A 25,983-nucleotide genomic window follows, 5' to 3' on the forward strand; every position below is an offset into this window, starting at 1 on the left:
GCGTTTTTTTTAGGGTGTTTCTGCTTCAATTTCCTTTGATGGCATTTCGCCATCAATAGGCTTGTTTTCTTTCTTAAGATACGTATCTAAAAACTTAAGGATACTGCTGTAAGCTTCAATTTGGTTTTCTTTTTTAACAAAACCGTGGCCTTCATCTTCAAATAAAATATATTCTACGGGCACACCGTTTTTGCGAACACCTTCAACAATCTCATCAGATTCTACTTGTAAAACCCTCGGGTCTTTTGCGCCTTGTAGCACAATTAAAGGTTTGGTTACTTTATCGGTATGGAATAAAGGCGAAATTCTGCGTAATCTAACAGAATCTGCTGTATGCGGATTTCCCAATTCTTTATAAAGCGCATCTTTAAACGACTCCCACCATGGCGGAATACTTTTAAGCGTACGTATCCAGTTTGTAACGCCAAATATATTAACGCCCACGGCAAACTCTTCTGGGGTGTAGGTTAATGCAGCCATCGTCATATAACCACCGTACGAACCTCCCATGATACCAATTTTGTTGGCATCTATTTCTGGTTGGGCGGCTAACCAATTTTTACCTTCAATACAGTCTTGTAAATCTTTTTCGCCATGGTTTAAGTCGTCCATTTGAAAAAATGTTTTTCCATAACCGCTACTTCCGCGATTGTTTACGGCTAGTACAGCATAACCATGATTGACCAGATACTGGGTTAACGAGCTAAAATTTTGTCTGCTTTGACCGCCAGGACCGCCATGAACCAAAACCAAAGCAGGAACCTTATGGTTTGCCGATGCTTGATGCGGTAAATAATAAATAGCCGGAATTTCTACACCATCAAAAGACTTATATCTTATCACTTTAGCTGTAACCAAATGGTTGGCATCAATGTCTTTGTTTAGTACATCGGTAAGTTGGATGAGTACTTTGGTTTCGAGATTATAGCTAAATAAATTTGACGGACTGTTAGAGCCACCAACATACATACGCATCATGGTTTCGTCTCTGGAAAAGCCAACACTAGTTACGCTACCGTTTTTAAAATCTGGTAGTTCTAGGTTTTTTCCCGTTGCCATTTCCTTAATTTCTATGGTGTTTTTGGCATCTTCGTTTATAAAACTTACCATATATTTTTCGTTGTGGGTAAAATAGATGCCGTTTATATCCCAAGATTTCTCCATTACTTTTTCTTTTTCGCCAGTGGCGATATTGTATTTCATGACATACGAAAACTCCGAGCCATCGTCGGTTGTGTAATAAAGCGTTTCATTATCTAAAGTGAAATCCTGTACGGCATTTGAACTTTGGTTTTCGTTTATTTTCTTAAGCGATTTGTCGGTTCTGTTAAAAATAAAAATATCGCTATCGTTGGTGTTTATCGTTTTGCTTAGCGCGAATAAACTTTTGTCGCTTGAAATGGCATTGATGTTATAGCCTTTATCATTTTGATAAATTAACTTAGAAGACATGTTGCTAATATCCATTTCGTAAACATCCATAAAGCGCTTGTCTCTTTTGTTAGAGCCGTAAGCAAAACTTTTACCGTCGTGTGCCCATCCGTAAAATAAAGCCCTTGCGCCTTTGTCGGGTGTAAGTTCTGTTATTGTGCCATCGGTATCGCGCATATAAATATGGTAAATTTCATCGCCATTGCCATCGGCTCTGTAAAGCATGCGCTCATCGTTTGGGAAATATGAAATGGCAAAAACGGATGAAGAATCTGATGCTGTAATGGGCGTAAACTCACCACCGGTTGCAGGTACGGTGTACATGTTGTAAATACCAGACCGATTGCTGGAAAAGAGTAATTTTGAATTGTCTGGAGAAAAACTCCCACCGCTAACAGCTTCGTTGTCCATAAACTGTTCTATGGTGTATTGCTTTAAATTTAAAGCAACTTCTTTTGTTTCATGGTCTTTTTTGCAGCCAACAAATAAAACTAAAAGGATTAGGCTTAGTAATTTATTCATAACTAATTTAATTTAAATGATTTAGTGGTTTTAAATGGCGATAAGTTAATGGTTTCCATTGATTCTTTATAAGTTTTCCAATCGTTATTAAAAAAGGTGTTGGTTTTAGCTAGGCCATTCTTTAAAGCGTTTTTGGCATGTTCGATTAATGTGTTTTCGGTTGAGGTTAGCCCATTTTGCCTTGACCTCACATAAGCATTTGCCAAACGGATGCGTTGATTAATGTTAACTTCCGGATTGCGTGTAATGCCTTGGCGTTTATCTTCTTTTCCCAAATATAAAGCAATTAAATCATCTATTTTTTTTATAATGTCTTTTGAAGCTTTTATTTCATTTTTATATTTTTCTTTGTCTAAATTTTTAAGGTCGGATTGATATTTTTTTGAAACATTTTTGCTTTCAACCAATTGTTTAACAGCATCTGCCATAAGTTGAGATAGACTTTCAATATCTTTTGAAACTTTATAAATTTCGTCGATACTGCTTTGGGTTATGTTTAGGCGCGGATCGCTTTTTACAGTAATCATTTCCTCTGAAGTTTGATCTCCAAAGTGCATCACAATTTTATAAATACTAGGTTTTACTTGTACGCCACCGTTTTCGCTTTTACTTTTTCTAATGGTTCTCGATGGTCTGTCGGGACCTTTTTCGTCCATATTCCAAGTCCATTTATGAATACCGGTTTCTTTCGGTGCTTTTTGTTTTAAAGTCCGGATTAAACGCTTGCCGTCGTAAATTTTCATGGTTATAGAGTCCCACTTGATTTTGGTTTCTTCTTTTTTAGATGAATCGTTATCTTTTTTATCATCATCTTTTTCTTCGTTAGAAGCTTGTTTGTCATCAACTGATATGTAATATGATATTTGTGCGCCTCGTTTTCTGTTTTGGGCATTGTAGAGCGCATCTGCACCAAATCGGCTTCCCGTGGGTTGTTGATAGGCTGCTTGATAGGAGATTGGAGGCGAGAAAAGTTCTAGCTTTTTACTTAAAAGTTGCTTGTTTTTTGCCAGGTCTCGTAGTGGGCGAATATCGTCTAAAACCCATGCAGCACGACCAAAAGTGCCTATTATTAAATCGTGCTCGCGCGGATGGATTACTAAATCCTTTACTGATACGGTTGGAAAACCCGCAGTCCATTTTGTCCATGTTTCTCCAGCGTTTAATGAAATATATAAACCGTCATCGGTTCCTAAAAACATGAGGTTTGGTTCTTCGATATCTTCAACAATTGCTAGTGTGTAGCTTTTAACATCGTTGGCATTAACAATGCGTTTCCATGTTTTGCCATAATCTTTGGTGCGATAAGCATACGGTGTATAATTAAATCGCCTGTAATCGTTGGCGATTAAAAGGGCTTCGCCTTTGTTTTTGTTTGAAGCTTTTATTTGCGCAATCCAACTTCCTGCGGGTAAATTTTTTATGTTTTTGGTAACTTCGGTATAGCTTTGTCCTCCATTTTGGGTAATGTGTACCCGACCATCATCTGTACCAATCCAAAGCATATCTTTTTCAATAGGCGATGGTTCAATCACTAAAATGGTACAGTAGTTTTCGGCACCGGTGGCATCCATGGTTAATCCGCCGCTTTCACTTTGTTTTAGTTTTTCAGGATTGTTGGTGGTTAAATCGTTTGAAATGAGTTTCCACGTTAAGCCTTTATCCGTCGATTTATGAACAAACTGACTCCCGAAATATAAGGTGTTATTATCAAAAGGATCAATATTTATGGCCGCATTCCAATTAAATCTAAGTTTAACATCGGCATCCGGATGCGTTGGCCTAACTGTGTAATTGTTACCTGTTTCGGCATCATAACGACTTACATATCCTTGTTGGCTCATTGACCACCCAAAGCGCGAATCTTCTTTATCCGGCACCACATCAAAACCGTCGCCAAAACTAATTTCTTGCCAATAACTGTTGCGAATGCCTTGTGCTTTCCATACATAGGCGGGGCCTTTCCACGATCCATTGTCCTGCATGCCACCATAAACATTGTACGGAATATCGTTATCAATATTTATATGATAAAATTGAGCGACAGGCAGATTGCCAATAAACCGCCACGATTTACCACCATCTCTTGTAATGTTAAGTCCGCCATCATTCCCATCAATTATAAAATTACCGTTTTTGGGATGAATCCACCACGCGTGATGGTCTGGATGCACGCCATTATTTACATAGTACGCAGGCATGAGTTGTGTGAAATTCTTGCCACCATCTTCTGAAACATTAACGTAAGTGTAAATGGAATACACACGATTTTCGTTTTGCGGATCGACATAAATTTCAGAATAATAAAACGGACGATCGCCAATATCGTTTTTATCGTTTATTTTTTTCCATTTAAAACCGCCATCCTCACTTTTGTAAAGCGCATTTTTTTTGGCTTCAACCAAAGCATAAATTATATTGGGCTTGTTTGCGGCTATGGCTATGCCCATGCGTCCTAAGTTTCCTTTAGGCAAACCGTCTTGGTCTGTGATTTTTCTCCAAGTTTTTCCGCCATCGTGCGTTATGTGCAAACCAGAGCCTTCTCCACCCGAATTAAAAAACCAAGGGTCGCGTTTATGTTCCCAAAGAGCAGCAATTAATTTGTTGGGGTTTGTAGGATCCATTACCAAATCTGCAGCACCGGTTTTGTTGTTTGCAAAAAGGATTTTGTTCCAAGTTTCGCCACCATCGGTTGTTTTAAAAACACCACGTTCTGGATGTTCGCCCCACGGCGAGCCAATTGCGGCAACATAAACCGTATTCGCGTTTGTGGGGTCGATAATAACACGATGAATATGGCGTGTGTTTTCCAGCCCCATAGATTTCCAAGATTTGCCACCATCGAGCGAACGGTAAATGCCATAACCACCGTTTAGGCTATTTCGCGGGTTTCCCTCACCAGTACCTACCCAAATTACACTCGGATTGGATTGTTGAACGGCTACAGCACCAACGGAAGCTGTTACTTCGTTATCAAAAATAGGATTCCAGGTAATGCCACCGGAAGTTGATTTCCAAAGACCGCCAGAAGCAGTGCCAACATACATGATATCTGGGTTTTTATGGACTACATCTATGGCGGTAACACGACCGGACATACCGCCGGGACCGATGTTTCTGGGTGCCATGTTTTTTACTAGGTCTATTGAGAAATCTTGAGCAGAAAAACTAGAAAAGCACAATAGTGCCACTAGAGTAATGAGTTTTTTCATTTTACATTTGGTTTAAGTTTTAAAGTTAATAAAAACCAACTGTATATGCTCTAAACTTACTGCTAGCTTTTTATTTTTTTTATTTGACGGGGTTTTAACCATAACCAAAAACCACTAAACGACAGCAGTATTAGCGCCAATGAGGTTGCCGTAGAATATATCAGTTTTAATGGTTTGGATTGGTTTTTAAAAAGGTAATCTAAAATGGAACCTTCATGAATCATCTCGATAATATCTGCTGTTCGTTGTTTTTCAGAAATAATTTGACCCGAGTAGCAGTCTATTTGTAATTCTGTAAAATGATTTTCAAAACGTACTTTGGCTGTGCCCTTATTGGGCCGATAATCAATTCTGTTGATTTCAGACGATAGATTCATTTTTTCAATATATGCAACCGCATTTTTTTTAATGACATCTAAAGAAATTAAATCCCGATTATTGGCAAAAGATTTTTGGGTGCTGGGTTTAAATTGAAGTTGGTCCTTCCAAGCAAGAAGCAAACCTGTAGCTCCCATTATAAACATAAACACAACAAACGGTACCGCAACAAACCGATGCAGTTTTCGGTAAATTCTAGATTGTTTTGCTAATGTTTTGGTTTTTGCTTTCAAAAAAACAGGAGATTTAAAGCTGCCGAAAATAAGAAATTAAAACACGTTTATTCTTAAAGAGTTGTTAAGAAACTTATTACCAACCGCCTCTATCTTTAATATTTGATTCGCAAAGTCGTATAATTTCTGCTATGCGTTTTTCTCTTGTAGCCTCTCTTTTCGCTTGGTTTAACCAATACAAATACCCCTTTCTGTAAGACGGTGCAAAGTTTTTGTAATGGTTAAACGCTTGTTTGTTTTTATTGAATGCGTTTTGAAGTTCTTTTGGAATCACCTCATTTTCAACATCATCTAAGGCCGTCCATGACCCATTTTGTTTTGCGATTTTAATTATTTCAAGACCGCTTTGATGCATTAAATTTGAAGCCTTCAACTCAATAATATATCTTTTGTTTAAAGCGCTCCATACACTTTTTTGGTTTCGTGGTGTAAAGTATTGTCGCCGTTTTCCGTTGCCCAAACTTTTTACGGTTGAGTCGATCCAACCATAACAAAGCGCCACTTTAACGGCGTCTTCCCACCGCATTGAGGCTTCTTTGTTTTCAACTTTATAAAAAATAAGATACACGCCTTTTACCGAGCTATGGTTTTGGTGTAACCATTCGCGCCATTCGGTATCGGTTTTAAAATAAAGCTCGGGGAGTTTCATGGAGATTAAAGCTTTTTTGCATTAACGTAAAAATTTCTATTCACTATTAAAGGCGGGTTACTAGTCTTTAAACGCTTTGTTTTCCAATCTGCTTTCGGAAATAACCATTGCTGCTCATTTTCTATTTCTACTTGAATGGGCATATCAAAACCATCAACAATATTTATCCAACGGTATTTTAGTGCTTTATTGTTAATCTCATATTCTAAAGTTGGTATTTTCGTGGTTCTTAAATATTGATTAAAAAATTCGGTTAAATCAATGCTGGTTTCTTTAGATAGAAAATCTTCTATTTGTTGCGTGGTTACCGTTTGATGGTAGAACGTTACGTTCATTTTACGTAAAATTTGTCTCCATTTTTCATCATCTTCAATAAGTTGGCGCAAGGTATGCAACATGTTGGCGCCTTTGTAATACATGTCTGTGCCCGATCCTTTTTTGTTAACACCGTAAAATTTCCCGATGATGGGTTTGTCGTTAACAATGTTTTTTCGGGTGCCGATGACGTAATCTGCCGAGGCTTCCTTTCCGTAGTAATAATCCAGAAACAGGTTTTCTGAATAGGCTGTAAAGCTTTCGTGAATCCACATATCGGCAATGTCTTTATTGGTAATGCTGTTGGCAAACCATTCGTGGCCGGCTTCGTGGATAATGATAAAATCGAATTTTAAACCCCAACCGGTTCCCGACAAATCGTTGCCCAAATAGCCTTTTTTGTACTGATTGCCGTAGGTTACAGAGCTTTGGTGCTCCATGCCCAAATAGGGCACTTCAACCAGTTTAAAGCTATCGGCATAAAAGGGGTATTGCCCAAACCAATGCTCGAAGGCTTCCATCATTTTCGGGGCATCTTTAAAATGAGTTTTGGCTTTTTCAAGGTTATCGCGCAGCACGTAATAATCCATGTCCAAGTTGCCTGCCATACCATCGTAAACCTCTGAAAAGTTAACGTAATCGCCAATATTCATATTAACACCGTAATTATTGATTGGGTTTTTTACAAACCAATGGTAGGTTTTGGTATCGCCAATTTGCTCGATTTTACGCAATCTGCCATTAGAGATATTCATTAATTTTGAAGGCACGTTAACGCTAATGAGCATGCTATCAACCTCATCGTACATGTGGTCTTTATTTGGCCACCAAACACTCGCGCCCAAACCTTGGCAGGATGTGGCAATAAAATGGTTGCCATTGTTGTCTTTTTTCCAAGAAACACCACCATCCCATGGGGCACGAATAGCTTCCTTTGGTACGCCTTCGTAATACACGGTTACACTATTAATACCGCCTATGTTTTGATTGTCGATTAGTGTGATAAAATGCGCGTTTCCGTCGTGTTTTATGTTTAAATCTTTTCCGTTTTGAGTGGCTTTTGTGAGTTTTAAAGGTGGTTGCAAATCGATTTGCATCACGGAATGATTCTTCAAAACTTTATATTGAACGGTGTTTTTTCCTTTAATGGATTTTTCATCGGGATTTAATTTTATATCTAAATGATAATAGGTTAAATCCCACCAAGAACGTTCGGGAGTAATGCTTCCGCGTAAGGTATCTTGCCTTGTAAATTGTTGTTTTTCTGATGATGCGTCTTGTGCTTCAATTGAAACAAACGAAACTATTAATAAGATTATTAATAAACGGAAGCCGTAATTCATGAGTTTAAATTTTGCTTAAAATTAATTAAAAAGAAGTTTAAACGAGTTCAATCTCTAAATATTTTGTTTGGAAAAACCACTACGCTTTCAAAACCGTTTTCTCCAACCGATGCGATACCAAAAAAGTAATTGTCAATCACTATCCCATTTAAAGTAAATTCTGAAACATCTCCAACATAACGGCTGTAATCCCAAGTAGGCGATGTGGTTTCTCGCCAATAAATTTTATAACCTATGGCGCCATCAACCTTATCCCATTTAAACTTTACCGATGGCTGTACAATACCGCCAATGGCCACATTGTTTGGTTGCGGAGGTGCAGCGGCTAAACTCGCCATATTTATGGCGTTTACCGCAGTTAGTTTTTTGGCATAATCAAAATTAACATGCTCGATAACATCGCCATATTTTATGCCGTTTTCTTCGCGAATATCTTGATGCTGTTGGGTGTAGTTTTCGTGTGCTTCCATAATTCTTATCCCCGCAAAACCCAAGTCGTTAAAAGGTCTGTGATGTCCGCCCCTGCCAAATCTATCCAATCGATAAACCATCATCGGGTTCATTTCCGGCATGTAGGTTTTTGTGGTTTTATGTATGTATCTCGCCAATTGGCGTGAAATACCATCGACTTCGCCACCGTAAAAACGGCGTAATTGCCGTTCTCTTTCGGTTTCTGTTGGAGGCACAGGTTCGGAGAAAATTCTAAATGTTCTATTATCGATTACACCATCAACACCTTTAATGTTTCCAATCATATCATTATTTAAAACGCCAATAATATTCCAGCCTTTTTCTTGCGCATATTTTGCTAATCCTGCACCACCAAAAAGCCCTTGTTCTTCGCCAGAAAGTCCGACATAAATAATGCTATTTTCAAATTTATATTTAGATAAAACCCGAGCCGCTTCAATGGTGCCTGCCATACCAGAGGCATTGTCGTTTGCTCCGGGCGCATCGGTAGTAAAATCCATAGTATCACTGGCGCGCGAATCAATATCACCACTCATAATAATATAACGATTTGGGTATTTTGTGCCTTTTTGAATGGCCACAACATTAACAACCCAAGCATCGTGCGGCACTCTGCGATTTCCTTCTTTTGTAACAAAATCCTTTTGGTAAAAAACCTCTAAACAATGGTTGCAATCTTTTGAAATGGACTGGAATTCAGATTTAATCCAACGTCTTGCTGCACCAATACCTCGTGTGTTTGAAAGCGTGTCGCTAAAGGTGTTTCGAGTGCCAAAATCGGCTAGGGTTTGGATATCTTTTTGAATACGTTCTGCTGAAACAGCTTCAATAATATCGTAAATTTTTTGATGGGTTTGCGAAAAAGAAGTAAATGCAATTAAGCAAAAACTGAAGTAAGTAACTAATTTTAGAATGTGTTTGTGCATAATTAAAATTGAAAATTATTTGTTTTAATATGGAGATTAAAGATAGTAAAATAAAAAACGCCTCAGAACATTGGTCCCGAAGCGCTTTTAACATTTGAGTTAGTCACGATATGTTTTTAGTAAACTAAAAACAATATTTATTTTCAGCCTTTACTTTTTCGGCTATCTCAATACGCAAATCTACAATATCTGGGTAGTTTTGGTATTTTGTAAAACGTTTAAGACCCATGAGCATCATGCGTTGTTCATCACCTTCAGCAAAAGAAATAATGCTTTCTTTTCCTTTTTCTTCAATAATATCTACCGCTTGGTATAGATATAATTTAGACATGGCAATTTGAACCGACTGCGAAGCTTCGCCAAAACGCTTAACATTCTTTTCGGTTCTTAAAATCGCCGATTCTGCCATATAGATTTCAATTAAAATATCTGCAGCTGCGATTAATAATTGTTGGTGTTCTTCAAGTTGAGGTCCAAATTTTTGAACGGCACCACCAGCAACCATCAAGAAGGTTTTTTTCAACTTCTTAATCATTTCTTTTTCTTCTGAAAATAACTCAGAATAATCTGGGGTTTCAAACGATGGTATGCCCATTAATTCTTCTTGCACTTTTTGAGCAGGACCTAATAAATCTACATGGCCTTTCATCGCTTTTTTCACTAGCATACCCACACATAACATGCGGTTAATTTCGTTTGTGCCTTCGTAAATTCGTGTAATCCTAGCGTCTCTCCAAGCGGCTTCCATAGGTGTGTCTTCAGAAAAGCCCATGCCTCCAAAAATTTGAATACCTTCATCTGCGGCATTTTGTATGTCTTCAGAAACGGCCACTTTAAGTATGGAGCACTCAATGGCGTATTCTTCGACGCCTTTTAATTCGGCTTCTTGGTGAGAATTTCCGGCAGCTTCTCGCAATGCAATGCGGTCTTCAATGTTTTTGGCCGCTCTATAGGTTGCAGATTCGCCTACGTAAGCATTCGTTGCCATTTCGGCTAATTTGGTTTTTATAGCACCAAAATTTGCGATAGGGGTGTTGAATTGCTTGCGTTCGTTGGCGTATTGTACTCCAGTTGTTAAGATACGACGTTGAGAATCTAAACAGGCCGCAGCCAATTTAATACGACCCACGTTTAATGCATTCATGGCTATTTTAAAACCTTCACCACGTCCTGCCAGCATGTTTTCTGCGGGAATAACAGTATCATTAAAGAATACTTGACGTGTTGATGAGGCGCGAATACCTAATTTGTGCTCTTCTTCACCCATAGTGATACCATTCGGGTTGTTTTTGTCGTATTCTACAATAAATCCTGTGATGTTTTTATCGTCTTCAATTCGCGCAAAAACAATCATGACGCTACAAAAACCGGCGTTTGAAATCCACATTTTTTGTCCGTTAATCTTATACGTCTTACCATCTGCAGATAACTCGGCTGTAGTTTTCCCAGAATTCGCATCAGATCCCGCACCTGGTTCGGTTAAGCAATAGGCACCAAACCACTCGCCAGAGGCCAATTTTGGAACGTATTTTTTCTTTTGTTCCTCTGTACCATAGAGTGTGATAGGTAAGGTTCCAATACCAGTATGCGCACCAAAGGCCGTACTAAATGAACCTGTTCCAGACGAGATATAATCGCAGGTTAATACGGTAGATACAAAGCCCATGCCTAGACCGCCATAGGCTTCAGGTACAGCTACACTTAAAAAACCCATGTCACCAGCTTTACGCATCACCTCTTCTGTTAATGCATAGTCTTTTGCTTCAAATCGTGCTTTATGGGGTATGATTTCTCGGTCGTTAAATTCTATAACCGATGCTTTCATCATGTTTTGCTCTTCGGTAAAATCTTCCGGAGTAAAAATGTCTTCGCAGTTGGTTTCTTTTACAAGAAATTGTCCGCCTCGTAATAAATCTTTTTCTTTTGATTCCATTTATTCTTAGTATTAAGTATGCAGTACAAAGTATTAAGATTTTCCAGCTGAAAAGTTATTGTCTTTGTACTTAAATACAAGTTGCGTTGTTATTTTATTAATTCTTTTTCCTCAATATTTATATTTAGTATCATGTATAAATTTCAAGTACGAAGTTCTTAATACTTCATACTAAAAATCTTAATTCTGTTTATTTCAAAAATTCAAATATCCCACAGGCGCCTTGACCCGTACCCACACACATGGTTACAGCACCATATTTGCCTTGCATGTTTTGTTTGCGCATTTCATCAAAGAGTTGCACCGATAATTTAGTGCCGGTACAGCCTAGTGGATGTCCTAATGCAATAGCACCACCATTTACGTTTATAATATCTGGGTTTAGGTTTAACTCGCGAATAACTGCTAAAGACTGAGATGCGAAGGCTTCATTTAATTCTATAAGAGATAAGTCCTCTTGTTTTAAACCCGCTTGTTTTAATGCTTTTGGGATGGCTTTTACTGGGCCAATACCCATGATTCTTGGTTCTACGCCTGCTGCAGCATAACTGACCAAACGTGCAATGGGTTCAAGATTTAATTCTTTAACCATGTCTTCACTCATAATCATAACAAAGGCAGCACCATCACTCATTTGCGACGAGTTTCCTGCGGTTACACTACCGCCTGCAGCAAATACTGGTCGTAGTTTTGCCAAAGCTTCCAGACTGGTTCCGGCACGAGGGCCTTCGTCTTTAGTAACGGTGTAAGACCTTGTTGCTTTTTTTCCGTTGGAATCAATATAGGTTTCATCTACTGTAATCGGTACAATTTGCTCTTGAAAACGATTTTCAGCTTGCGCTCTCAACGCTTTCATGTGCGAATGGTAAGCAAACTCATCTTGGTCTTCACGGGAGACTTTAAATTGCTTAGCAACGGCTTCAGCCGTATTTCCCATGCCCCAATAATAGTCTTCGTGTCCCGCTTTTACGGTATCGTAGTTTAATTCTGGTTTAAAGCCTGTCATAGGTACGGCACTCATGCTTTCGGCACCGCCTGCTATAATACAGTCGGCCATCCCAGCTTGTATTTTTGCTGTGGCAATGCCTATGGTTTCGATACCCGATGCACAAAAACGATTCACGGTTACTCCAGGAACATCCACACTATCTAATCCAATTAATGAAATAAATCGTGCCATATTTAAGCCCTGTGCACCTTCTGGCATGGCGTTTCCAACAATAACGTCGTCAATACGTTTTTTGTCTAAATTAGGAAGTTGAGTCATCATGTGCTGAATGGTTTCAGCAGCTAGTTCGTCTGTTCTTTTAAAACGGAACACGCCTTTTGGCGCTTTACCAACTGCGGTTCTGTATGCTTTTACGATGTATGCTGTTTTGTTCATAGTTTTTGTTATTGGAGTCTAGAATCTAGATGACTAGAAATTAGACTTATTCTCTTTTTATTTATTTTAATGAGTCTAGATTACTGGAAGTCAGGCTGTTTTTTTTTTTTATTATCATTCTGTTTTTTTGTCTAGTTTCTAATAGTCTACGTTCTAATAGTCTAGTTTCATATAGTCTATGTTCTAATAGTCTAAACTCTAGTGTCTATTAATTAGTCACCCAAATTATCAATAAACTTTCCTAATATTTTTTGAATTTGTAATACTTTATTTTCTAATTCTTCAAACGTATTTTTGTCTAAATAGCCTTCATTATAAGAAACAATTAATTGTGTTTCCCATTCAAAAGCAGAACCAAGACTATTTTCAAGATATTTTTTAAAATGTCTTTCGGTACTTTTGCTAGAACCTTCCGAAATGTTTGAAGGAATAGAAACAACACATCTGTTCATTTGACTAATAAGATTATATCTTTCAAAATCAGGGAAAGTTCTAGTTAATCTATAATTATCTTTCACAAGGGAAATTCCATCTTGCCATACTTTTAATTTTTTGAAATTGTGTCGTCCCATAGATTTTTTTAGATTATAGACAACTAGAAACTAGACTGATATTTTATTATTTGTTTGTCTAAGTTCTGTTCATCTAGACTCTAACTGTTTAGTTGTGTAGACTCTAGCTATCTAGATTCTAGTTATCTAGACTCTAGCTGTCTTAAGTCTAATTCCTCAACGGTTTCCCTTTAGTCAACATATGCTGAATCCTCTCCAAAGTCTTACGCTCTGTACACAAACTTAAAAACGCCTCACGTTCCAAATCCAATAAATACTGCTCTGTGACTAAGCTGGGTTCAGATAAATCGCCACCTGCCATAACGTAGGCTAGTTTGTTTGCTATTTTCATATCATGTTCCGAAATATAATTACTGTCTTGCATGGCATCGGTTCCTACTAAGAACATTCCTAAGGCTTGTTTACCAAGTACCTTAACATCTTTGCGTTTTAACGGTTGCGTGTAACCCATATCGGCCATAAGTTTTGCATGTTGTTTGGCAACGGCAATTTGGCGGTCTTTATTAACAACAACGATATCTTTTCCTTTTTGAAGGATGCCTAAATCGAATGCTTCGTAAGCCGAAGTGGCTACTTTTGCCATACCTATGGTTAGGAAGTACTCTTGAAGCACATTTAACTTGACATCGCCTTTTTTGAAGGTATCAGACGCTCTTAAAGCCATTTCTTTAGAACCTCCACCACCAGGAATCACACCAACACCAAACTCAACCAATCCGATATAGGTTTCTGCTGCTGCCACTATTTTATCGGCGTGCATGGATAATTCACAGCCACCACCAAGGGTCATCCCGTGTGGTGCGGCAACGGTTGGAATGGCGGAATAGCGCATGCGCATCATCGTGTCTTGGAAGTATTTGATGGCCATGTTTAACTCATCATATTCTTGTTCGACAGCCATCATGAAAATCATACCGATATTGGCACCAACCGAGAAGTTTGCGGCTTGATTACCAACTACCAAACCTGCGAAATCTTTCTCGGCCAAATCAATCGCTTTATTTAGTCCGGCTAATACGTCGCCACCAATAGTGTTCATTTTCGATTGGAACTCACAGTTTAATATGCCATCGCCTAAATCTTCAATTACAACTCCTGAGTTTTTAAATACTTCAGCTGTTTTTCTGATATTATCTAAGATGATGAAACTGTCTTGACCTGGTATTTTTTCTTGTTTTTTCGAAGGAATATCATACGCATACGTTGCACCCTCTTTAACGGTATAGAAGGATGTACTCCCGGTGGCTAACATCTCGTTTACCCAAGCGTTAGGTTCTAAGCCTTCGGCGCGCATCATTTCGATGCCTTTTTCCACACCAATGGCATCCCAAATTTGAAAAGGACCGTGTTCCCAGCCAAAACCAGCTTTCATGGCATCGTCAATCTTGTATAAATCGTCTGAAATTTCAGGAATACGATTGGAGACGTAAGCAAATAATGCCGCGAAACTTTTACGGTAAAATTCACCTGCTTTATCTTTTCCATTTACTAGAATTTTAAAACGGTCAACCACTCTGTCTACAGTTTTTGTTAACTCTAAAGTGGCGAATTTAGCGCGTTTGGCAGAACGGTATTCTAAAGTGTTTAAGTCTAGTGATAAAATCTCTGAAGTACCATCGTCTTTTTTAATTTTCTTGTAAAACCCTTGTCCGGTTTTACTTCCTAGCCATTTGTTTTCCATCATGGTGTTGATGAAATCTGGTAATTCAAACAACTCTAAACGCTCGTCGTTCGGACAGTTTTCTCTAATCCCGTTGGCCACGTGAACTAGCGTATCTAAGCCAACCACATCGACCGTTCTGAAGGTTGCCGATTTAGGACGACCAATTACGGGGCCAGATAATTTATCGACCTCTTCAATGGTTAAATCTAAATCTTTAACGGCGTGAAATAAACTTTGAATACTAAAAATTCCGATTCGGTTTCCAATAAAAGCAGGAGTATCTTTAGCTACTACCGATGTTTTTCCTAAGAATTTTTCCCCATATTCATTTAAGAAATCTAAAACAGCTTGATCTGTTTTTGGGCCAGGAATAATTTCAAATAATTTTAAGTAACGCGCAGGATTGAAGAAGTGCGTGCCACAGAAATGCTTCTGGAAATCGTCACTTCGTCCTTCGCTCATAAACTTAATAGGAATCCCAGAAGTGTTCGAAGTAATTAGAGTCCCAGGTGTTCTGTGTTTTTCTAACTTTTCAAAAACTTGCTGTTTAATGTCTAGTCTTTCGACTACAACTTCCATAATCCAATCGACATCTTTTACTTTGGCGATATCGTCTTCAAGATTTCCTGTAGTGATTCGGTTGGCGAAAGAAGGATGATAGAGTGGTGCAGGCTTCGATTTTATAGCGGCCGCTAAAGCATCGTTAACGAGTCTGTTTCTAACTACTTTGTCTTCCAAGGTTAAGCCTTTAGCTTTTTCTTTATCGGTAAGTTCTCTAGGTACAATGTCTAATAATAAGACATCAACCCCAATATTGGCAAAATGGCAAGCGATGCCGCTTCCCATAATTCCAGATCCAATAATTGCTATTTTTTTTATTCTTCGTTTGCTCATGGTATTTTAACTACTTAGCGTTGTTTTGATTGTATATTTTTTTGTTGGTTACCATAGAATTAATGAGTTCGGCAACCTCGTAAAAACTATTTAGTTTTTCTTCACAAATGTTTTTTTTAATAGTTTCGTTAAAGGTGAGCACTTTCTCTTTGGAAAAGTCTCTTTTTTCCCTGCCAAATTCGGTTAAGTGGATAAGTACGCTGCGGCCATCGTTAGGGTTTGATTTCCGTTCAATTAAGCCACGCGCCTCCATGGATTTAAGTATTCTTGATAAACTTGTGGCTTCCATTCCCATTTTTGGTCCCAATGCTGTTGAAGGTGTACCGTCAATAGGGTCTATACTTAACAATGTAAAGGCAACTGCCATGGTGGCATCAAATTTTGAGGCTTCTTCGTTGTACATTTTTTGAACGGATAACCACGTGGTTCTTAATACGTAATCAATAGTTTTTTCTTTCATTTGCGAGAGGTTGGTGGCTCAAATATATAAAAATTTACTATGCACGCATAATAAATTAAGTAAAAAATAATCCTATTGTTTTAAAAAAATAGGTTTTAATGTTTTTATGTAATTAAATAATATCTTTGGTTTGAATGTATTCTGAAAAAAACTTGAATGAAAAATAGCACATTATTTTTTTGTATATCGTTTTTTTTGATTGTCTCTTGTAGTAAAGATGATTTACCTGTAGATGAAGATTTGCCAACACAGAACAAAACAGCGATGGTAGTTGGTTATTTACCATATTACCGATTTGCTTTAAGCGATAAAATTGAATATTGTAAGCTTACCCATTTGAATTTAGCATTTGCAAATCCTGATAGTAACGGTAATATTATTATGGAGTCTATTACCAAAGTAATGGCTGATGCCAAAAAAGCAAATCCAAACATAGTTATTAGCATTTCTTTGGCTGGTGGTGCCTTAACTGCAGTGCAGGCCACTAATTGGTCCAATTTAATTGATGTTCCGGCTAACCGACCTGCGTTTATTGAAAAACTTGTAAGCTATGTGCTTGATAATAATTTAGATGGTGTTGATGTAGATTTAGAGTGGAGCCATGTTACCTCTGGTTACAGTGATTTTGTAATAGAATTAGGTGCTGCACTAAATGCGCACAATAAATTAATAACAGCTGCTTTTCCGCAAACACGGTACAGTAATGTTACCGATGCCGCATTACAGGTTTTCGATGTTATAAATATTATGTCCTACGACGCTACGGGGCCATGGCTGCCATCGTTTCCGGGGCAGCACAGTTCGTTGAATTTTTCAAAAGAAGGCATTGGTTTCTGGAATAATACCGTTGGCATATCTGCAGAAAAACTAACTTTGGGCGTTCCGTTTTACGGTTATAACTTTGTAGATTCTGCAACAGTTAACTCGGTTACTTACAACCAAATGGTTAGAGATCATGTTAATAATGCCAATTTAGATCAAGTAGGAACTGCTTTTTATAATGGGATACCAACCATTAAATCTAAAGTTAATTTAGCTTATGATAGAGAGATTGGTGGCGTTATGATTTGGGAGCTTGGGCAAGATTCTTTTGATGCCTACTCGCTTTTAAAAACAATACACAATGAATATACACAATTGGGAGTAAAAACCAGCGGGCTATGTGGGAATGATTGATGTATCATAGTTTTTTTAAAATTAAGATCAATAAATTTTCTCAATCAAATCTTTATAAATTTCCTTGATTACTTTTCGTTTCATTTTCATGGTCGGGGTTAAGTGGCCAGCATCTATGGTCCAGACATTGGGTGTAATTTCAAACTTTTTTATCTGTTCCCATTTGGCAAAATGTGTATTGGCTTGGTCTATTTCTTCTTGAATACGCTTAATAAGTTTACTGTTTGTTATAATGTCTTGGGTAGAAGTAAACGTAATGTTATGCCGTTTTGCCCAGGCTTCAGCAAATTCAAAATTCAACTGTATTAACGCTGCTGGCATTTTTTCGCCTTCACCAATAACCATAATCTGTTCGATAAAACGCGATTGTTTAAATTGGTTTTCAATTAAAGCCGGAGCCACATATTTGCCACCAGAGGTTTTAAACATTTCTTTTTTGCGGTCGGTAATTTTCAAGAAGCCTTTGTGGTCTATTTCACCAATATCGCCCGTATGAAAATAATCGCCTGTCATTACTTCGGCTGTTTTTTTTGCATCTTTGTAGTAGCCCATCATCACATTGGGGCCTTTAACCAATATCTCGCCATCTTCAGCTATTTTAACTTCAACATTATCAATTACCTTTCCAACGGTTCCAATTTTAAATCCGCCATCGCGCTGGTCGTTTACCGAAATTACCGGCGAGGTTTCGGTTAATCCGTAACCTTCCATAATAGGCATTTCGGCAGCGGCGAATATGCGCGTTAACCGCGGTTGCAATGCAGCACTGCCAGATACCATTAAATCTAAATTGCCACCAAGGCCAGCTTTCCATTTACTGAAAATGAGTTTTCTGGCCAGTTTAAGTTGTGTTTCGTACCACCAACCGTTTTTTCCGTAGGGCTCATACTTTAATCCTACTTTAACGGCCCAAAAGAAAAGCATTTTTTTTATGCCCGATAAGTCGGCGCCCTTGGCTATAATTTTATCATATACTTTCTCGTATAGTCGCGGTACGGCAGTCATTACATTGGGCTTGATTTCTTTAAGGTTATCGCCCATTGCTTCAATAGATTCGGCAAAATAAATTTCTACGCCACAGTATTGGTATAAATAAAGAATCATGCGTTCAAAAACATGGCAAACTGGTAAAAAGCTAAGCGATTTGGAGGCGCCATAATCAAAAGGAACGCGTTTTTCGCTATCCAGAACATTAGATACTAAATTGTTGTGTGATAGCATAACGCCTTTGGGTTTTCCGGTGGTTCCAGAGGTATAAATTAAAGTAGCCAAATCGTTGGGTTTAACGGCATTTTTTCTGGTTTCAACCTCGTTTTGGTTGGTGTTGTCTTCACCTAGTTTTAAAACGTCGTTCCAATTGTTTTCTCCAGGAACATCATCAAAAGTATATACGTTTTTAAGTTTTGTTTTACCTTTAATGGCGTTTATTTTTTTTATGATTTCGGCATCAGATACAAAGCAGTATGTAGCTTCAGAATGATTTAAAATATACTCGTAATCCTCTGCAGAAATAGTTGGGTAAATAGGTACGTTTTGTGCACCCGTTTGTAAAACACCAATATCCAGAATGTTCCACTCGGTCCTGTTGGTCGAGGAAATTACAGCAATTTTATCGTTTGCTTTAACCCCTAAACGCAATAAGCCCCTACTTATGGCATTGGCTTTATCAATGTATTCTTGTGATGAAATTGAAACCCATTTACCCCTGTGTTTGCTGGTAAATGCCTTCTTTAAAGCGTATGTTTCTTGTTGGTGGTAAGGAAAATCGAAAATTCGTGTAATCGCTATCATTTGCTGTTTTTACTTAGTATTGCAAAGTATGAAATTAAAAGTGATTTTCAAATAAGATGCTTAAAATGGATTTTATATAAATTTACAATCCCTGTTTTTATATAAATCGCATTTAATTTGAAATAAATCGATAAAAAATCAAAAATCAAGTCTAATTTTTAAAACTATTGCGAATATTGCAAATATCACTCTGTTTTTTGTATTAATAATGATGAAAAACCCAGCATACATTGATGTATCTTTTAAGATTGCGGTAAAACACTGTTTTTTTTGTTTTTAAAACTTGTAATTTCAAACGTTTTCGTAAACATAAACCGTTTAACAACGCTGTTTTTAAGGCATTTAATGACAAAAGTCAGTTTTCTAGCTAACCGTTGTTTTTACCTTTGGGAAATCATAAACAAACAATGATTTTTTCAAAATATTAATACGATAAAACAATGGAAGTAAAACAATTTAAAAACGGAATTTGGACTGAGAAAGTCAACGTAAGAGATTTTGTTATAAATAACATTACCCCCTATCACGGCACCCACGAGTTTTTGGTAGGCCCAAGTGCAAAAACCCTAAAATTATGGGACGTTTGTAAAGCAGCCACCAAAGAAGAAAGGCAAAACAATGGGGTGCGCTGTGTAGATACCCAGACCATTTCTACGGTTAGTGCTTTTAACGCTGGCTACATTGATAAAGAAAACGAAGTGATTGTTGGTTTACAAACCGACGAATTATTAAAAAGAACCATGAAGCCTTTTGGAGGGTTTAAAGTGGTACAAAAAGCATTAGCAGAACAAGGCGCTAAACCAAACGAAGCCATTACCAAATTGTTTTCAAAATACGTTAAAACCCACAACGATGGTGTTTTTGATGCTTACACCACCGAGATTAAAAAATACCGCTCTTTAGGATTTTTAACGGGTCTGCCAGACAATTATGCCAGAGGTAGAATTATTGGTGATTACCGTCGTATAGCACTTTACGGTATCAATTTTTTAATTGAAGCTAAAACAGAAGATTTAGAAAACATTACAGGCCCAATGACCGAAGCTGTTATTCGTTTACGCGAAGAGGTTTCTGAGCAAATAAAAGCACTAAAAGAAATGATTGCTTTGGGCGCAAAATATAATTTAGATTTAAGGCGACCAGCAGAAAACGCACAAGAAGCAGTGCAATGGACTTACATGGCGTATTTAGCTGCCGTAAAAGAGCAAGATGGTGCGGCCATGTCTTTAGGAAATGTTTCAACTTTTCTTGATATTTATATTGAAAACGATTTACAAGACGGTGTAATTACCGAAGAAGAAGCTCAAGAATACATCGATCAATTTGTAATGAAATTACGCATGGTGCGCCATTTAAGAATGGGTGCTTACGACGAGATATTCGCAGGCGACCCTACTTGGGTAACCGAGGCTATTGGTGGTATGTTTGAAGACGGAAGAACCAAGGTAACAAAAACATCATTCCGTTTCTTAAACACACTGTATAACTTAGGGCCATCGCCAGAACCAAATATGACGATTCTTTGGTCTGAAGATTTACCACAAAACTTTAAAGATTATTGTGCTAAAGTTTCAATTGATACCTCTTCAATTCAGTTTGAGAATGACACGCTAATGCTTAAAAGTAGAGGTTCAGACGATTATGGTATTGCTTGTTGTGTGTCGTACCAAGAGTTAGGAAAATCTATTCAGTTTTTTGGTGCACGTACCAACCTCGCTAAAACCTTATTGTTAGCCGTTAATGGCGGGCGCTGCGAAGAAACTGGAGTGCAAATGGTAGATGGCATTGAGCCTTGTGACTGTGAGTATTTAGATTTCGACAAAGTAATGGCTAACTTTAAAATAGCCATGAAGGAAGTGGCACGTGTGTATAACGATTCTATGAATATTATCCACTACATGCACGATAAATATTACTACGAAAAAGCTCAAATGGCTTTAATAGATACCAACCCTAAAATTGATATTGCTTATGGTATAGCAGGTTTGTCAATAGTAGCAGATTCACTTTCGGCTATCAAATACGCTAAAGTAAAACCCATTAGAGACGAAGATGGTTTAACGGTTGATTTTAAAATAGAAGGCGAATTCCCTTGCTATGGAAATGACGACGATAGGGTAGATGCCCTGGCCGCCCAAGCTGTTACCGATTTTAACAACGAATTAAACCAACTCCCAGTTTATAAAAACGCAAAACCAACCATGTCTGTGTTAACCATAACATCAAACGTGGCTTACGGTAAAAAAACAGGAGCAACACCAGACGGCAGGGCTAAAGGCGTACCCTTTGCACCAGGAGCTAACCCTATGCACGGGCGCGATTCTAACGGGGCGATTGCATCGTTAAATTCGGTTGCTAAAATTGATTATGAAGATTCTCAAGATGGTATATCAAACACTTTTTCTATCGTACCAAAATCCTTAGGGGCCAATAAAAAAGATCAAATAGAAAATTTAGCAACTGTACTCGATGCTTATTTTTCAAGAAATGCACAGCACATTAACGTAAATGTTTTGAATAAGGAAACCTTGTTGGATGCCATGGAGCACCCAGAAGAATATCCACAATTAACCATTCGTGTGTCAGGTTACGCTGTAAATTTTGTAAGATTAACCAAAGAGCAGCAACTAGAAGTTATTACGCGTTCTTTCCACGAGTCTATGTAATTTATTGTTAATATTTTGAAAAGCACCTGAATAATGAGTTAGTCAATTTTATTTAGGTGCTTCATTAAAAATTCACGATTATCAAAACAGCCGAAAACATATTAAGGGTACATTCCATCGAATCTTTTGGAACGCACGATGGCCCGGGCATACGCTTTATTGTATTCCTTCAAGGATGCAAATTAAAATGCTTGTATTGCCATAATCCAGACTCCATTGAAACCTCTGGAGGTAAAGCATATCATATTGAAGAGTTGGTACAAATGGCACTTAAAATGAAACCTTACTTCGGAAAAAAAGGAGGCGTTACCGTTTCTGGTGGCGAACCTTTGTTGCAAGCCAAAGCATTAATTCCTTTTTTTAAAAGATTGAAAGAAGAAGGCATACACACCAACATTGATACCAACGGCAGGATATTAAATCATTTTTCAAAAGAATTGTTGGACGATTATGCCGATTTAATCATGTTGGACATCAAGCACATGACAGAAGCAGGCTACATCACATTAACAGGAATGCCCAATAAAGAAATCGCTTTTAACCTAGCAAAACACAGGGAAGAATCGGGTAAAAAAATGTGGTTGCGCTATGTGTTGATTCCAGAAATTACCAGCACCCCAGAAATTTTACACGCCTTGGGCAAGCATTTCAAAGCTTATAAAACTATTGAAAAAATAGAAATCCAGCCCTACCATAAATTAGGCATCCATAAATGGGAAGCCTTAGGTTGGGAGTATCAACTTAAAGATGCTCGCGAAAATACCGAAGAAGAATTACAAACAGCGTCTAGCATACTAAAAAACTACTTTAAAGACGTAAAAATTAATTAAAGTTCCTTTGCTGTACTTTGGTAATTTTCATAAAAGCACTTCAAAAAATATAAAGCGAATAGGCTATTTTTAATGGTTAAAAAGCGTCATGCTGCCTTTATGCATAATGTGTTAATTATTTAATAAAGAATAAAACCAATAGCTTTTATGGGGTTAATAGGCAAACTACATATAAAAACCCATTGCCGTATTGTTAATAAAACAAAGGATTATTGCCGCTAAAATGTAGATAATTTAAAATAAGGCCTGTTTTTTTAACGATAACATGATTTATATCATAAATAATCTTTTCTAGATCATTTATTTTTGGCTATCCTTAATCTATAAAACCAAAGGATCCTAAAAGTAATAACTTATGAAAACACTTGAAAACGTTAAGCCTAGGGTTTACAGTTTTGGAGACAAACAGGCCGACGGCAACAGCGCCATGAAAAACTTATTGGGAGGTAAAGGCGCTAATTTAGCAGAAATGAGTGCCTTGGGCATTCCCGTGCCGCCGGGGTTTACAATTACAACCGAGGTTTGTACAGAATATAAAGCATTAGGCCAGTACACCGTTATCCAAATGATTAAAGAAGAAGTAGAGCAATCTATCGCAAATATTGAATCTTTTATGGGAACGAAATTTGGAGATATGCACAACCCTTTATTGGTTTCGGTTCGCTCCGGGGCTAGAGTTTCCATGCCAGGTATGATGGATACGGTTTTAAACCTGGGCATGAATGATGAGGTTGTACTCGGATTAGCCAAAAAAACCAACAACGAACAATTTGCTTGGGATTCGTACCGCCGTTTCATCCAAATGTACGGCGGTGTGGTATTGGGCATGAAACCAGCCTCTAAAGACGATATCGACCCTTTCGAGGAAATCATGGAGCATCTAAAAGAAAAAAGAGGTATCGAACTAGATAACGAATTTACAGTTCAAGATTTAAAAGATCTGGTTTACGACTTTAAGTCTGCCGTAAAAAAACGTACGGGACAAGATTTTCCAACAAATCCATGGGATCAGCTTTGGGGTGCCGTTATAGCAGTATTTAATAGCTGGAACGGCGATAGGGCAGTCTATTATAGAAACATGAATGGCTATCCTGCAGAATGGGGTACCGCAGTAAACGTGCAAGCCATGGTATATGGTAATATGGGCGATAATTCAGGTACAGGCGTATGTTTTACTCGAGATGCAGGTACTGGCGAAAACGTGTTTAATGGCGAGTATTTAATTAATGCACAGGGCGAAGATGTGGTTGCAGGAGTAAGAACACCACAGCAAATTACCAAACTGGGATCGCAACGATGGGCAAAATTAGCCAAAGTTGAAGAAGACCAAAGGGCTATAAAATACCCTTCTTTAGAAGAATTGATGCCCAATATTTTCGAAGAATTAAACACTTACCAAGATACACTTGAAAAGCATTATCGAGATATGCAAGATATGGAGTTTACTATTCAAGACGGAAAGCTGTGGATATTGCAAACCAGAAACGGAAAGCGAACAGGTGCAGCTATGGTTAAAATCGCCATGGATTTGTTAAAAGAAGGGATGATTAACGAAAAAGAAGCACTGCTTGCAATAGAGCCCAATAAACTTGACGAACTTTTGCATCCCGTTTTCGATCCCAAAGCACTTAAAACGGCATCGGTTATCGCCCAAGGTTTACCCGCATCGCCTGGTGCGGCAACAGGCAGAATTGTTTTTTTTGCAGACGAAGCCAAAAAATACAAAAACAGCATTCTGGTAAGAATTGAAACCTCTCCCGAAGATTTGGAAGGCATGAATATTGCCAAAGGTATTTTAACCGCCCGTGGGGGCATGACCTCGCACGCAGCAGTAGTGGCACGAGGCATGGGCAAATGTTGTATTTCTGGTGCGGGAGCGTTAAAAATAAACTATAAGAAAAGAATCCTTAACGTTGGGGAAACCGTATATCAAGAAGGAGATTGGATCTCATTAAATGGTTCTACAGGTAATATTATTGAAGGTAAAGTGGCAACGATCGAACCCGAACTAAGTGGCGAATTTGCTGAACTTATGAAACTGTCTGATAAATACGGTGTAATGAAAGTTAGAACCAATGCCGATAGCCCAAAAGATGCCAAAATAGCACGTAATTTTGGAGCCCAAGGCATTGGCTTAACCAGAACCGAGCACATGTTTTTTGAGCAAGACCGAATTAAGGCCATGCGGGAAATGATTCTTGCCGATACCGTAAAAGGCAGAAAACAAGCTTTAAAAGAACTGTTGCCCATGCAGCGGGCAGATTTTGAGGGCATTTTCGAAGCTATGGATGGTTTGGCAGTAACCATTCGTTTGCTAGACCCGCCATTGCATGAGTTTGTACCGCACCAATTGGCAACCCAAAAAGAACTGGCCGAAGAGATGCATATTTCGCTGCAAGCCGTTAAAAACAAAGTGGCTGAATTGGAAGAGTTTAACCCTATGCTGGGGCATCGCGGTTGCAGATTGGGCAATACCTACCCAGAAATTACAGAAATGCAAACACGTGCCATTGTTGAGGCCGCCCTAAATTTAAAGGCAAAAGGCGTTATTTGTAAACCCGAAATTATGGTGCCACTTATTGGTACGGTTAAAGAGTTTGAATTTCAAGAACAAATTATTAGAAGTACGGCTAATGCAATTTTTAAGGAACGAAATGATAGTATAGAGTACCTGGTAGGAACCATGATTGAAATACCAAGAGCCGCTTTAATGGCAGATAAAATAGCCGAAAAAGCTGATTTCTTCTCTTTTGGTACTAACGATTTAACACAATTAACATTTGGCTATTCTAGAGACGATGCTGGTAGGTTTTTACCAATTTATATCCAGAAAGGTATTTTAAAAAATGATCCTTTCGAGATTTTGGATCAAGAAGGTGTTGGGCAGCTCGTTAAAATAGGAACCGAGCGAGGTAGAAGCACAAAACCCGATTTAAAAGTGGGTATTTGTGGCGAACATGGCGGAGAACCCAGTTCTGTAGAGTTTTGTTACAACACAGGGATAGACTATGTAAGCTGCTCACCTTTTAGAGTGCCAATAGCACGTTTGGTGTCGGCACAAGCCGCTATAAAGACAACATTGTAAAATTTTCGTTTTTCATTTTAAAACCCCCAAAGCTAAACTGTTTGCTTTAGGG

The 25,983-nt window shown here is 38.1% G+C and carries 16 protein-coding genes; 4 read left to right on the forward strand and 12 right to left on the reverse strand.

What is annotated here, in order from left to right; translation table 11 throughout:
- Positions 1–9 precede the first annotated feature (9 nt).
- From ACFSQS_RS07175 to ACFSQS_RS07225, 11 genes are all read right to left on the reverse strand, one after another.
- Complete coding sequence (locus tag ACFSQS_RS07175) at positions 10–1,953, reverse strand: S9 family peptidase (protein ID WP_388016290.1); 1,944 nt, start codon at positions 1,951–1,953, stop codon at positions 10–12.
- Between the two features lie 2 nt (positions 1,954–1,955).
- On the reverse strand, positions 1,956–5,162 hold the full coding sequence (locus ACFSQS_RS07180) for a VPS10 domain-containing protein (protein ID WP_388016293.1): 3,207 nt from the start codon (positions 5,160–5,162) through the stop codon (positions 1,956–1,958).
- A 62-nt stretch (positions 5,163–5,224) separates the two neighbouring features.
- Complete coding sequence (locus ACFSQS_RS07185; RefSeq protein WP_388016296.1) at positions 5,225–5,773, reverse strand: PepSY domain-containing protein; 549 nt, start codon at positions 5,771–5,773, stop codon at positions 5,225–5,227.
- 76 nt (positions 5,774–5,849) lie between these two features.
- A complete protein-coding gene (locus ACFSQS_RS07190; protein ID WP_388016299.1) occupies positions 5,850–6,422 on the reverse strand; it encodes a YdeI/OmpD-associated family protein in 573 nt (190 codons plus the stop codon).
- A gap of 5 nt (positions 6,423–6,427) precedes the next feature.
- Positions 6,428–8,080, reverse strand: a complete 1,653-nt coding sequence (locus ACFSQS_RS07195; protein WP_388016302.1) for a M1 family metallopeptidase — start codon at positions 8,078–8,080, stop codon at positions 6,428–6,430.
- Between the two features lie 47 nt (positions 8,081–8,127).
- On the reverse strand, positions 8,128–9,477 hold the full coding sequence (locus tag ACFSQS_RS07200; RefSeq protein ID WP_388016305.1) for a M28 family peptidase: 1,350 nt from the start codon (positions 9,475–9,477) through the stop codon (positions 8,128–8,130).
- Positions 9,478–9,601: 124 nt separating this feature from the next.
- Positions 9,602–11,410 (reverse strand): acyl-CoA dehydrogenase family protein, encoded by a 1,809-nt coding sequence (locus ACFSQS_RS07205; RefSeq protein ID WP_153266933.1) that lies wholly within the window; start codon positions 11,408–11,410, stop codon positions 9,602–9,604.
- Between the two features lie 190 nt (positions 11,411–11,600).
- Entirely contained in the window at positions 11,601–12,794 is a 1,194-nt protein-coding gene (locus tag ACFSQS_RS07210; protein WP_388016308.1) for an acetyl-CoA C-acyltransferase, read from the reverse strand.
- 212 nt (positions 12,795–13,006) lie between these two features.
- Positions 13,007–13,366 carry a four helix bundle protein gene (locus tag ACFSQS_RS07215; RefSeq protein ID WP_388016311.1) on the reverse strand — a complete coding sequence of 120 codons (360 nt, stop codon included), beginning with the start codon at positions 13,364–13,366 and terminating at the stop codon, positions 13,007–13,009.
- A 148-nt stretch (positions 13,367–13,514) separates the two neighbouring features.
- Positions 13,515–15,923 carry a 3-hydroxyacyl-CoA dehydrogenase/enoyl-CoA hydratase family protein gene (locus ACFSQS_RS07220; protein WP_388016314.1) on the reverse strand — a complete coding sequence of 803 codons (2,409 nt, stop codon included), beginning with the start codon at positions 15,921–15,923 and terminating at the stop codon, positions 13,515–13,517.
- 10 nt (positions 15,924–15,933) lie between these two features.
- The gene (locus tag ACFSQS_RS07225) at positions 15,934–16,383 is read right to left on the reverse strand and encodes a MarR family winged helix-turn-helix transcriptional regulator (RefSeq protein ID WP_388016317.1); all 450 of its coding nucleotides are present in this window, start codon (positions 16,381–16,383) and stop codon (positions 15,934–15,936) included.
- 156 nt (positions 16,384–16,539) lie between these two features.
- Here ACFSQS_RS07225 and ACFSQS_RS07230 point away from each other — a divergent pair, with 156 nt between their 5' ends.
- Positions 16,540–17,559 carry a glycosyl hydrolase family 18 protein gene (locus ACFSQS_RS07230; protein ID WP_388016320.1) on the forward strand — a complete coding sequence of 340 codons (1,020 nt, stop codon included), beginning with the start codon at positions 16,540–16,542 and terminating at the stop codon, positions 17,557–17,559.
- A gap of 27 nt (positions 17,560–17,586) precedes the next feature.
- On the opposite strand, the gene ACFSQS_RS07235 is transcribed toward ACFSQS_RS07230, so the two are convergent.
- Positions 17,587–19,350, reverse strand: coding sequence for an AMP-dependent synthetase/ligase (locus ACFSQS_RS07235; protein WP_388016323.1), 1,764 nt, complete (start codon positions 19,348–19,350; stop codon positions 17,587–17,589).
- A 440-nt stretch (positions 19,351–19,790) separates the two neighbouring features.
- Here ACFSQS_RS07235 and pflB point away from each other — a divergent pair, with 440 nt between their 5' ends.
- From pflB to ppdK, 3 genes are all read left to right on the forward strand, one after another.
- Complete coding sequence (gene pflB / locus ACFSQS_RS07240) at positions 19,791–22,016, forward strand: formate C-acetyltransferase (RefSeq protein WP_388016326.1); 2,226 nt, start codon at positions 19,791–19,793, stop codon at positions 22,014–22,016.
- Positions 22,017–22,132: 116 nt separating this feature from the next.
- Positions 22,133–22,846 carry a pyruvate formate-lyase-activating protein gene (pflA, locus tag ACFSQS_RS07245; RefSeq protein WP_388017218.1) on the forward strand — a complete coding sequence of 238 codons (714 nt, stop codon included), beginning with the start codon at positions 22,133–22,135 and terminating at the stop codon, positions 22,844–22,846.
- 355 nt (positions 22,847–23,201) lie between these two features.
- On the forward strand, positions 23,202–25,931 hold the full coding sequence (gene ppdK / locus ACFSQS_RS07250) for a pyruvate, phosphate dikinase (protein WP_388016329.1): 2,730 nt from the start codon (positions 23,202–23,204) through the stop codon (positions 25,929–25,931).
- Positions 25,932–25,983 lie beyond the last annotated feature (52 nt).

The sequence above is a fragment of the Gelatiniphilus marinus genome (genome assembly GCF_042684345.1).
GTDB lineage: Bacteria > Bacteroidota > Bacteroidia > Flavobacteriales > Flavobacteriaceae > Gelatiniphilus > Gelatiniphilus marinus.